Here is an 11,431-nt window from a genome sequence, read left to right on the forward strand (position 1 = left end):
CCACGCGGCCTGCGCGCTCTTGCGGCCGGAGCGTGGGCCTGCCATTCAGCAGGCATGTCCCCGCGCCCCGAGCCCATCACCCTTTATGTCGATGCCGACGCCTGCCCGGTGAAGGCGGAGGTGTACAAGGTGGCCGAGCGGCACGGGCTGGACGTGCATGTGGTGTCCAACCAGCCCATCGCCCTGCCCCGCTCGGAGAAGATCCACCGCGTGGTGGTGCCGAGCGGGCCGGACGTGGCCGACGACTGGATCGCCGAGCGGGTCTCGCGCGGCGACGTGGTGGTCACCGCCGACATTCCGCTCGCCGCCCGCTGCGTGAAGGCCGGCGCCGACGTGATCGCGCCCAACGGCCGGGCCTATACGGAAGCCACCATCGGCCCCGCGCTCGCCACCCGCAACCTGATGGACGAGCTGCGCTCGGCCGGGCAGGTCACGTCCGGGCCGAGGCCGTTCTCGCCGCGCGACCGTTCCGCTTTCCTGTCCGCCCTGGATCTGGCCATCGTGCGGCTGAAGCGGGCGGGCTTCGCCACCACCGGGAGCCCAACGTGACCCACGAACTCGCTCTGCTCGCCGCCACGATCCTGCTGGCGCTGTTCCAGCTCATGCTGGCCGCGCGCCTCGCCACGCGCGAGCGGGGCATGGCGTGGAACGCCGGCCCCCGCGACAAGGCGGTGCCGCCGCTCGGCACCTATGCCGGGCGGCTCGACCGGGCGTTCAAGAATTTGATGGAGACCTTCCCGCTGTTCGCGGCGGCGGTGCTGATCGCCCAGGCGACCGGCGTGCACAACGGCCTGACCATCGGCGGGGCGCATCTCTATTTCTGGGGCCGGGTGCTCTATGTGCCGCTCTATGCCAGCGGCCTGCCCTACGTGCGCTCGGCGGTGTGGTCGCTGTCCACCTTCGGCATCGTGCTGCTGCTGGCGGCGGCGGTGTTCTCCGCCGCCTGAGCGGTCTGAAGATCAGGCGCCGGGCGGGCCGCGTCCGGCCCGTCCGGCGTCGCGCGCGATCAGACTTCGCGCAGATCGTTGGCGACGCCGGCCAGGATCTCGACGATGCGGGTTTCCGCACGCGGGTTCTCGGCGAGCTTCGCCTTGGCCACGTCCTTCAGGTTTTCCAGCGCCGCATCCACCAGGCGCGGCAGGCCCGACGGCTCGGACTGTTCGCCGGCGTCCTCGCCCCGGCCCATCCAGCGGCGCATCTTGCCCATCTTGAGCCCGATCTCCGACAGCCGGCCGATCAGCGCGTCCGCGAAATCGCGGTTGGCGTCGAGATAGGACCGGCCCTCGTCGGTGATGGTGAAGCGCTTCTTGGCGCCGTCCGGCTCGGCCGTCACATAGCCCGCCTCCTCCAGGAAGGTCAGGGTGGGATAGACGACGCCCGGGCTCGGCGAATACCAGCCGGCGGTCTTCTCCTCGATCAGCTTGATGATCTCGTAGCCGTGGCGCGGCTGCTCGGCGATCAGCGCGAGGGCGAGCAGCTTGAGGTCGCCCTGGGCCAGCATCCGGCCGATGCGGAAGATATCCCCGCCGCCACCGCCGCCGCCCCGATGGCGCCCGCCGCGGCCCATGCCGCCACCGAAGCCACCGCCGAACTCTCCGCGCCCGCCACCGGCGAACCGATCCTCTTTCCAGTGAGGTCTGCATCCAAACATTTTTAGTCCTTTCGATATGTCGTACGATATGTACGAGTTCATATGTATCTTTAGATATATCGAAACGCAAGAGGGGCGTGATCCATTAATTTTCCCGGGCTAGACTGCCCGGCCAGTGGAGGTGCCCCATGGCCATGTCGGATGAAGGAAAGGCGGCCCGCTCGCGTCAGGCGCTGCTGGCCGCCCAGGCGCCCGAGCTGGCCACCGCCATCGACGGCTGGCTGGCCCGCCTCGCCCATGAGCGGCGGCTGTCGCCCAAGACGCTGGATGCCTATGCCCGCGACCTGACGCTGGTGCTCAACCGCCTCGCGCTGCATCTCGGCCGGCGGCCGGCGCTCGCCGACCTGGCCGCCCTCGCCCCGGCGGACGTGCGCGCCATCCTCGCCTCGCGCCGCGCGGACGGCGTCGCGCCGCGCACGCTGGTCCGCCTCATGGCCGCCGCCCGCTCCTTCGGCCGCCACCTGGAGCGCGAGGGGCTGGGCAAGGTCGGCGCGCTGGCCGCGGTGCGGGCGCCGAAGGTCAAGCCCAGCCTGCCCAAGCCGGTCTCGGTGGCCGACGCCAAGGCGCTGGCCGATCCCGCCACCCGCGCCGGCGAGGACCGCGCCCCCTGGGTGCTGGCGCGCGACGCGGCGGTGATCGCTCTGCTCTATGGCTGCGGCCTGCGCATTTCCGAGGCGCTGGGGCTGACCCGCGCCATGATGCCGGCGCCCGGCGCCGGCGACCAGATCACGGTGACCGGCAAGGGCAACAAGACCCGCATGGTGCCGCTGCTGCTGCCGGTGAGCCAGGCGGTGGCGGACTATGCCGCGCTCTGCCCCTATGTGCTGGAGCCGGACAAGGCGCTGTTCCGGGGCGCGCGCGGCGGGCCGCTCTCAGCCCGCATCGTGCAATTGGCGGTGGAGCGGATGCGCGGCGCGCTCGGCCTGCCGGACAGCGCCACGCCGCACGCCCTGCGCCACTCCTTCGCCACCCATCTCTTGGCGCGCGGCGGCGAGATGCGGGCGATCCAGGAACTGCTGGGCCACGCCTCGCTGTCCACCACCCAGGTCTATACGGCGGTGGACAGCACAAGGCTGATGGAAGCTTATCGCGCGGCGCATCCTCGGGCTTAGGGGTTGCCCGCGCCTGAGGATAGACCGCGGGGAAAAGGATCAGGAGCGGAAGGCCCGCCGCCGGATGTCCATGACCCGGCGCCAGAAGCCGTTGCCCCGTCCCCGCGTCCAGGCGGCGAAAGCCTCCTTGAGCTGGACCTTGTAGGGCTCCACCTGCCGGTGGGCCCAGGCATTGATCGCCAGCACCCCGTCGCACAGCCGGGCGAACCATCGAATAGAGCGCAATTGCGCCCGGCAGGCCTCGAACAGAAAGGCCATGAGGCCCACGCCCACCAGCTTGGCCACCAGGAAGCACAGGCTGCCCAGGACGAATTCCTTATGGGCGTAGAACCACAGCGCGAGGATGTTGATGGGCTCGATCAGGATCAGCGGCACCACGAACAGCACCAGCGCGCCATACGGCGGCAGCCGCCGGGCCCAGCGGGCGATGGCGTGCTTCAGCGCCTCGAACGGGATGTGCCGCGCCACCCAGGCCACCATGGGCGCGGTCTTCTCCCACAGCCAGGCCTCGATGAGGAACAGCACCGCCAGCACCATGAACAGCGGCCGCAAGGCCGAGCGGTGCGGGCCGGACGGGCGGCGGCGCTGCGGAGAGGGGTCGGACGAGAGGGGATCGGACATCACGGCTCGAACATGGGGACGGGTTGAGGCGTTTCCAGGGCCGTCCCGTCGCGGACGCCCGTGCCGGACGGATCGGGGCGGCGGGAGACAACTCCCCGTGAGAAACCGCACCGGAATGCCGCCGCGGCAGGCGTCGCGCGCAAACGGGCTTCGGCGCGCCGCGCCGTGGGGCTAGGCTGTCCCGGTCCCCCCAATCGCGCGGGACGCCATACGGGAGTCGAGAACGATGAAGCGTCTTGCCCTCGCCCTCTGCACACTCTCCATCATGGCCGCCACGGCGCCGGCTTTCGCCGACTGCCCGGCCCATGCCGCCAACAGCACCCAGAGCACGACCAGCACGTCCAAGGGCGGCTGATGCGGGCGGCCGAGCCGCCCTCCCCCTCGCGCGGGCGGACGCGGCGCAGGCCCCGACATGAAACCGGCCGGTCCGCGATGCGGGCCGGCCGGTTCCGTATTCCAACTCAGCGCGGGGCGAGGCCCCGGCTCAGAAGTGGATGGCGCGCTTCTCGACCGCGAGAGCGGCTTCCTTCACCGCTTCCGAACGGGTCGGGTGGGCGTGGCAGGTGCGGGCCAGATCCTCGGACGAGCCGCCGAACTCCATCAGCACGCAGACCTCGTGGATCATCTCGCCGGCCTCGGGGCCGATGATGTGGCAGCCCAGCACCTTGTCGGTGGCGGCGTCGGCCAGGAACTTCACGAAGCCGTCCGTGGTGTTGTTCACCTTGGCGCGGCCGTTGGCGGTGAAGGGGAACTTGCCGACATTGTAGGCGATGCCGGCGTCCTTCAGCTCTTCCTCGGTCTTGCCGACGGAAGCCACCTCCGGGAAGGTGTACACCACGCCGGGGATGACGTCGTAATTTACATGGCCCGCCTTGCCGGCCAGGGTCTCGGCCACCGCCATGCCCTCGTCCTCGGCCTTGTGGGCGAGCATGGGGCCGGCGATCACGTCGCCGATGGCATAGATGCCGTCCACGTTGCTCTTGTAGTGCTTGTCCACCACCACGCGGCCGCGCTTGTCGGTCTCGACGCCGATCTCGGCAAGGCCGAGGCCGCCGGTGTAAGCGACGCGGCCGATGGCCACCAGCACCACGTCGGCTTCCAGCACCTCGGCGGCGCCGCCCGCGGCGGGCTCCACCGAGACCTTGAGCGTCTTGCCCTTGGCGTCCACGCCGGTAACCTTGGTGCCAAGCTTGAAGGTGAAGCCCTGCTTGGCCAGGATGCGCTGGAAGGATTTCGCCACCTCGCCGTCCATGCCCGGCAGGATGCGGTCGAGATATTCCACCACCGTCACCTCGGCGCCGAGCCGGCGCCACACGCTGCCGAGCTCAAGGCCGATGACGCCGGCCCCGACCACCACCAGCTTGCCCGGCACCTTGGACAGGGTCAGCGCGCCGGTGGAGGAGACGATGCGCTGCTCGTCGATGGTCACGCCCGGCAGCGGCGCCACGTCCGAGCCGGTGGCGATGAGGATGTTCTTCGTCTCCAGCACCTGCACGGCGCCGTCGGCATTGGCGGTCACTTCCACCTTGCCGGCGGAGAGGATCTTGCCGGTGCCGAAATAGGCATCGACCTTGTTCTTCTTCAGCAGGAACTCGACGCCCTTCACATTGCCTTCGACGCCCTTGTCCTTGAAGCCCTGCATGGCGGCGAGGTCCAGCTTCGGCGCGCTGACGCCGATGCCCATGCCGGCGAACGAATGGCCGGCTTCCTCGAACTTCTCGGAGGCGAACAGCAGCGCCTTGGAGGGAATGCAGCCGACGTTCAGGCAGGTGCCGCCGTGGGTGGCGCGCTTCTCGACCACGGCCACCTTGAGGCCGAGCTGGGCGGCGCGGATGGCGGCCACATAGCCGCCGGGGCCGGTGCCGATAACGATCAGATCATACGTAGCCATGGAATCGTGGTCCTTGGGGAAGGGATAAGGAGCGGCCGGGGGCCGCAGCGAAGGGATGGGGGATCAGTGGGCGGCGGAGGCCCTCTGGAGCGCGAGGCGGAGGCCGAGGCCGATCAGCGCCCCGCCGGTGATGCGGTTGAACCAGCGGCCGATGCGCGAGAGCCGGGCCTGCACCGCCCGGCCGGTGAAGAACACCGAGACGATGCAGAACCAGGCGGCCAGCAGCCCGGCCATGCCGGCGGCATAGCCCATCTGGAGCGCCTGGGGCGTCTCAGGGCTCACCAGCGTGGTGAAGATCGACAGGAAGAACAGCACCGCCTTGGGATTGAGCGCATTGGTGAGGAAGCCGAGGGTGAGGTCCCCCGCATCGCCGAAGCGCCGCCCGGCTGTGTCCGGCCGGGTGTCGGCGAGGTCCACCGCATAGCTCGGCGGCGGCGCGCGCCACGTCTTCACGCCCACATAGACGAGATAGGCGGCGCCGGCCCATTTCAGGATGTTGAAGGCGAGCAGCGAGTGGGCCACCAGCAGGCCGAGCCCGGCGACCGTATAGGCCGCGTGGAACAGGATGGCCGCGCCGATGCCGAGGCTGGTGAGGATGCCGGATCGCCGGCCATGCACCACGCTCTGGCGCACCACCATCGCGAAGTCCGGCCCCGGCGAGACCGCCGCGAGGGCGAACACCGCCATCAGCGTCAGGAATTCCGCGAGATGGCTCGTCATCGCCCATCCTCAGCGCCGGGGGCCGAGCGGCGCGGTCCTGCCGCCTGCGGCCTTGCGATTGGGCGGCGGGCCGCCCGGTCGGGAAACGGCGCGGCGGCGGACCGCCGCGCCGATGTCACGTCGTGACGATCACAGATCCAGCACGAGGCGGGCGGGATCCTCCAGCGTCTCCTTCACGCGCACCAGGAAGGTCACGGCCTCGCGGCCGTCGACGATGCGGTGGTCGTAGGAGAGCGCCAGATACATCATCGGGCGGATGACCACCTGGCCCTTGATGGCCACCGGGCGCTCCTCGATGCGGTGCATGCCGAGGATGCCCGACTGCGGCGCGTTGAGGATGGGGGTGGACATCAGCGAGCCGTAGATGCCGCCGTTGGTGATGGTGAAGGTGCCGCCCTGCATGTCCTCGATGCCGAGCTTGCCGTCGCGCGCCTTGCGGCCGTAGCCGGCGATGGCCTTCTCGATGCCGGAGACCGACAGCAGATCGGCGTCACGCACCACCGGGACCACGAGGCCCTTCTCGGTGCCGACCGCGATGCCGATGTTGTAGTAGTTCTTGTAGACGAGGTCCTGGCCGTCGATCTCGGCATTCACCGCCGGGATGTCCTTCAGGGCCGCGATCACGGCCTTGGTGAAGAAGCCCATGAAGCCGAGCTTGGTGCCGTGCTTCTTCTCGAACGCATCCTTGAACTGGGCGCGCAGCGCCATCACCGCGGTCATGTCCACGTCGTTGAACGTGGTGAGCATGGCGGCGGTGTTCTGGGCGTCCTTCAGGCGGCGGGCGATGGTCTGCCGCAGCTTGGTCATCTTCACCCGCTCCTCGCGGGCGGCGTCGTCCGCCGAGGACGGCGCGCGCACCGCCACGGGGGCGGCGGCGACGGCAGCGGTGGCGCCGGTGGCGATCGCCGCCAGCATGTCGCCCTTGGTCACCCGGCCATCCTTGCCGGAGCCGGCGACGGCGGCGGCGCTGACGCCGCTTTCCGCCGACAGGCGATCCACGGCCGGGCCGTTGGCGCTGGCGGCGGCGGCCTTCGGGGCAGCCGCGGGAGCGGGAGCCGGCGCCGGGGCGGGCGCAGCCTTGGGGGCCTCGGCCTTGGGAGCGGCGGCGGGGGCCGCCGCGGCGCCGGCGGCGCCTTCGGCGATGGCGCCGAGCAGGGCGCCGACGCCGACGGTCTCACCGTCCTTGGCGACGATCTCGGACAGCACGCCGGCGGCCGGGGCGGGAACTTCGACGGTGACCTTGTCGGTCTCCAGTTCCACCAGGGGCTCGTCGGCCTTCACCGCATCGCCAGGCTTCTTGAACCACTTGCCGATGGTGGCCTCGGTAACGGACTCGCCCAGGGTGGGCACGCGGATTTCGGTCGCCATCACATTCGCCCGCGGGGGGCCTCCCTCAAACGCTCACGGTGCCGGGTCATCCCCGGCGCAGGACAGGGACGGAACCGGCTTCACCTCATGGGCGAAGCCCGGATCCATCCCCACGATCACTTCTCCGCGCGGCCATCGTCCCGCGCGGCCATGGCCCCGCCGCCGGTGCGGCGATGGCCGGTGGGCGCCGGATGCCCGGCGCCGCGCCCTCAGCCCAGCGCGTCCTCCAGGAACGCCTTGAGCTGCGCCAGATGCTTGGACATGAGGCCGGTGGCGGTGGCGGCGGAGGCCGGGCGACCGGCGTAGCGCGGACGCTTGGACGCGCCGCCCGCATTCTCCAGCACCCATTCCAGGTAAGGCTGCACGAAGGCCCAGGCACCCTGGTTCTTCGGCTCTTCCTGGCACCACACCACTTCCGCGTTCTTGAAGCGCGACAGCTCCTGCACCAGCGTCTTGAGCGGGAACGGGAACAGCTGCTCCACGCGCATCAGGTAGACGTCGGTGGTGCCGCGCTTCTCGCGCTCCTCCAGCAGGTCGTAATAGACCTTGCCGGTGCACAGGACGACGCGGCGGATCTTGTCGTCCGGGGCCAGCTGGATGCCGGCCGAGCCCGGGTGCGACTGCGCATCGTCCCACAGCACCCGGTGGAAGGTGGTGCCGGAGGCGAACTCGCTGAGGCTGGACACCGCCCGCTTGTGGCGCAGCAGCGACTTGGGCGTCATCAGGATCAGCGGCTTGCGGAAGTCCCGCTTCAGCTGGCGGCGCAGGATGTGGAAGTAGTTGGCCGGCGTGGTGCAGTTGGCCACCTGCATGTTGTCTTCCGCGCACATCTGGAGATAGCGCTCGAGACGGGCGGAGGAATGCTCCGGCCCCTGGCCCTCGTAGCCGTGCGGCAGCAGGCAGACGAGGCCGGACATGCGCAGCCACTTGCGCTCACCCGACGAGATGAACTGGTCGAACACCACCTGCGCGCCGTTGGCGAAGTCGCCGAACTGCGCCTCCCAGAGCACCAGGGTGTTGGGCTCGGAGAGGGTGTAGCCGTATTCGAAGCCCAGCACCGCCTCTTCCGACAGCATCGAGTTGATGACTTCGTACTTGGCCTGCGTCTCGGTCAGGTGGTTGAACGGCTTGTAGCGCTGCTCGGTGTCCTGGTCGATCAGCACCGAATGGCGCTGCGAGAAGGTGCCGCGCTCCACGTCCTGGCCGGACAGGCGGACCGGGTGGCCCTCCTCCAGCAGCGAGCAGAAGGCCAGAGCCTCGCCGGTCGCCCAGTCGATGCCGACGCCGTCCTCCACCACCGCCTTGCGGCGGTTGTCGAGGAAGCGCTGGATGGTGCGGTGGGGGGTGAAGCCCTCCGGCGTGGCGGTGATCTTGCGGCCGATGTCCTTCAGCGTGTCGAGCGCGACGCCGGTGTCGCCGCGGCGCGGGTCGTCCTCGCCTTCCGACGCCTTCAGGCCCGACCAGCGGCCGTCCAGCCAGTCCGCCTTGTTGGGCTTGTAGTGCTGGCCGGCCTCATACTCGCCTTCCAGGCGGTCGCGCCAGGCGCCGCGCATCTGGTCGAGCTCGCCGGCGGCGATCACGCCCTCGGCTTCCAGCTTGCGGCCGTACAGTTCCAGCGTCGAGGGATGCTGGCGGATCACCTTGTACATGTGCGGCTGGGTGAAGGACGGCTCGTCGCCTTCGTTATGGCCGAACCGGCGATAGCAGAAGATGTCGATGACCACCGGCTTGTGGAAGCGCTGGCGGAACTCGGTCGCCACCTTGGCGCAGAAGGTCACCGCTTCCGGATCGTCGCCGTTCACGTGGAAGATCGGCGCCTCGATCATCTTCGCCACGTCCGAGGGATAGGGCGAGGAGCGCGAGTAGCGCGGATTGGTGGTGAAGCCGATCTGGTTGTTGATGATGACGTGGATCGAGCCGCCGGTGCGGTGGCCCTTCAGGCCGGACAGGCCGAGGCATTCGGCCACCACGCCCTGGCCCGCGAAGGCCGCGTCGCCATGGATCAGCAGCGGCAGCACGGCGGTGCGTTCGGTGTCGCCGAGCTGGTCCTGCTTGGCGCGGGCCTTGCCCAGCACCACCGGGTCGACGATCTCCAGATGCGACGGGTTGGCGGTGAGCGCCACGTGCACCTTGTTGCCGTCGAACTCGCGGTCCGAGGAGGCGCCGAGGTGGTACTTCACATCGCCCGAGCCTTCCACGTCGTCGGGGGCCCAGGAGCCGCCCTTGAACTCGTGGAACAGCGCGCGGTGCGGCTTGCTCATCACCTGCGTCAGCACGTTCAGGCGGCCGCGGTGGGCCATGCCGAACACGATGTCGCGCACGCCGAGGTTGCCGCCGCGCTTGATGATCTGCTCCAGCGCCGGGATCAGGCTCTCGCCGCCGTCCAGGCCGAAGCGCTTGGTGCCGGTGTACTTGACGTCGAGGAACTTCTCGAAGCCCTCGGCCTCCACCAGCTTGTTCAGGATGGCGCGCTTGCCCTCGCGGGTGAAGGACACTTCCTTGTCCACGCCCTCGATGCGCTCCTGAATCCAGGCCTTCTCCTCGGGCGAGGAGATGTGCATGAATTCCACGCCGATGGTCTGGCAATAGGTGCGGCGCAGGATGGTCACCATCTCGCGGACGGTGGCGAACTCCAGGCCGAGCACGTTGTCGATGAAGATCTTGCGGTCGAGGTCCGGCTCATAGAAGCCGTAGGAGACCGGATCGAGCTCGGGCGCCTCGCGCGGCGGGATGAGCTTTAGCGGGTCGAGGTCGGCCTGGAGATGGCCGCGCATGCGATAGGCGCGGATCATCATCAGCGCCTTCACGCTGTCGCGCGTGGCCTGCTGCACCTCGGTGGCGGAGAATTCGACGCCGGCCTTCTGGGCCTTCTCCTTCACCTTGTCGGTGACCTTCTTCTCCACCTCGATCCAGTTGCCGTCGAGGGCGGAGACGAGTTCGCCATTGGCGTGGAGCGGCCAGCCCGGCTTCTTCCAGGACGCCCCCCGGGCGTTCTGCTTGACCTGCTCGGGATCGTCCTTCAGCGCCGCGAAGAAGCTCTGCCACTGGGCGTCCACCGAAGCGGGGTCGGCCTCATACTGGGCATAGAGATCGTCTATCCACTGAGCATTACCTCCGTACAGGAAGGAGGTGGCGAGAAACTGATCGTTCTGGTCCGCGCGCGACATGGGCCTAGATCCCGGATGGCCTTCGGAGCTTAGCTGGTTTCCGCCCGCAAGGCGCGTTCAAAACCAAGCCCGAAAGCCGTTGACTGCCATCGATATGGGAGGTCGGCGACCGCGCCGCCGCACTCCCGCATATGCACGCTCCGCGAGGAGCGGAAACTGATCCGGCCGCTACATAAGCCTCCCGGGGGCGGGGGGAAAGAACCTTCCTCCCGGAAATCCCGGCATTCTCTGCACGGCGGACCCGCGCTCCGCGTACGCCTCAAGGCTTTCCCGAGCGTGGCACGCGGACGTGTTCCGATGCAAAGACGGCAATCCGGTGGTCTCCCCCCGGATTGCCGTCGCTGTCATCAGCCCTTCAGCACTTCGACCAGGGTCTTGCCGAGGCGTGCGGGGGAGGGAGAGACGCGGATGCCGGCCTCTTCCATGGCGGCGATCTTGTCTTCCGCGCCGCCCTTGCCGCCGGAGATGATCGCGCCCGCATGGCCCATGCGGCGCCCGGGAGGCGCCGTGCGGCCGGCGATGAAGCCAACCATCGGCTTCTTCCGGCCGCGCTTGGCCTCGTCCTTCAGGAACTGCGCCGCATCTTCCTCCGCCGAGCCGCCGATCTCGCCGATCATCACGATCGACTGCGTCTTCTCGTCGGCCAGGAACATCTCAAGCACGTCGATGAACTCCGTGCCCTTCACCGGGTCGCCGCCGATGCCCACCGCCGAGGTCTGCCCNAGNCCCTCCTGCGAGGTCTGGAACACCGCCTCATAGGTCAGCGTCCCCGAGCGCGACACCACGCCCACCGAGCCCGGCTTGAAGATGTTCGCCGGCATGATGCCGATCTTCGCCTGCCCCGCCGTCACCACGCCCGGGCAGTTCGGCCCGATCAGCCGCGACTTCGAGCCCGTCAGCG

The 11,431-nt window shown here is 69.3% G+C and carries 10 protein-coding genes and 1 pseudogene; 4 read left to right on the forward strand and 7 right to left on the reverse strand.

All coding sequences use genetic code 11. From position 1 onward, the window contains the following. The first annotated feature begins 54 nt into the window (after nt 1–54). Both YU1_RS0120440 and YU1_RS0120445 read left to right on the forward strand, forming a co-directional pair. The gene (locus YU1_RS0120440) at nt 55–549 is read left to right on the forward strand and encodes a YaiI/YqxD family protein (protein ID WP_029005668.1); all 495 of its coding nucleotides are present in this window, start codon (nt 55–57) and stop codon (nt 547–549) included. Further along, a complete protein-coding gene (locus tag YU1_RS0120445; RefSeq protein ID WP_029005669.1) occupies nt 546–947 on the forward strand; it encodes an MAPEG family protein in 402 nt (133 codons plus the stop codon). Before YU1_RS0120440 ends, YU1_RS0120445 begins: the two co-directional genes overlap by 4 nt. A 59-nt stretch (nt 948–1,006) precedes the next feature. Here the strand turns inward: YU1_RS0120445 and YU1_RS0120450 are convergent, their stop codons facing one another. Then, nucleotides 1,007–1,567, reverse strand: coding sequence for a PadR family transcriptional regulator (locus YU1_RS0120450; protein ID WP_051357076.1), 561 nt, complete (start codon nt 1,565–1,567; stop codon nt 1,007–1,009). Between the two features lie 212 nt (nt 1,568–1,779). On the opposite strand from YU1_RS0120450, the gene YU1_RS0120455 reads away from it, so the two are divergent. Next, on the forward strand, nt 1,780–2,763 hold the full coding sequence (locus tag YU1_RS0120455) for a tyrosine recombinase XerC (protein ID WP_029005671.1): 984 nt from the start codon (nt 1,780–1,782) through the stop codon (nt 2,761–2,763). 39 nt (nt 2,764–2,802) lie between these two features. On the opposite strand, the gene YU1_RS30435 is transcribed toward YU1_RS0120455, so the two are convergent. Further along, nucleotides 2,803–3,384, reverse strand: coding sequence for a hypothetical protein (locus YU1_RS30435; RefSeq protein ID WP_051357077.1), 582 nt, complete (start codon nt 3,382–3,384; stop codon nt 2,803–2,805). Between the two features lie 226 nt (nt 3,385–3,610). Here YU1_RS30435 and YU1_RS34785 point away from each other — a divergent pair, with 226 nt between their 5' ends. Beyond that, nucleotides 3,611–3,739: a hypothetical protein gene (locus tag YU1_RS34785; RefSeq protein WP_280790721.1), complete on the forward strand. Its 129-nt coding sequence runs from the start codon at nt 3,611–3,613 to the stop codon at nt 3,737–3,739. 129 nt (nt 3,740–3,868) lie between these two features. Here YU1_RS34785 and lpdA read toward each other — a convergent pair whose 3' ends face one another. The 5 genes and pseudogenes from lpdA to YU1_RS0120490 all read right to left on the reverse strand — a co-directional run. Then, on the reverse strand, nt 3,869–5,275 hold the full coding sequence (lpdA, locus tag YU1_RS0120470) for a dihydrolipoyl dehydrogenase (protein ID WP_029005672.1): 1,407 nt from the start codon (nt 5,273–5,275) through the stop codon (nt 3,869–3,871). A 63-nt stretch (nt 5,276–5,338) separates the two neighbouring features. Next, nucleotides 5,339–5,995, reverse strand: coding sequence for a LysE family translocator (locus YU1_RS0120475; protein ID WP_029005673.1), 657 nt, complete (start codon nt 5,993–5,995; stop codon nt 5,339–5,341). A gap of 129 nt (nt 5,996–6,124) precedes the next feature. Then, nucleotides 6,125–7,363, reverse strand: coding sequence for a 2-oxoglutarate dehydrogenase complex dihydrolipoyllysine-residue succinyltransferase (gene odhB / locus YU1_RS0120480; RefSeq protein WP_029005674.1), 1,239 nt, complete (start codon nt 7,361–7,363; stop codon nt 6,125–6,127). A 209-nt stretch (nt 7,364–7,572) separates the two neighbouring features. After that, nucleotides 7,573–10,530: a 2-oxoglutarate dehydrogenase E1 component gene (locus YU1_RS0120485; RefSeq protein WP_029005675.1), complete on the reverse strand. Its 2,958-nt coding sequence runs from the start codon at nt 10,528–10,530 to the stop codon at nt 7,573–7,575. Between the two features lie 347 nt (nt 10,531–10,877). Beyond that, nucleotides 10,878–11,431, reverse strand: a pseudogene (locus tag YU1_RS0120490) (succinate--CoA ligase subunit alpha); the annotation flags it as partial.

This window comes from Azorhizobium doebereinerae UFLA1-100 (genome assembly GCF_000473085.1).
GTDB classification, from domain to species: Bacteria; Pseudomonadota; Alphaproteobacteria; order Rhizobiales; family Xanthobacteraceae; genus Azorhizobium; species Azorhizobium doebereinerae.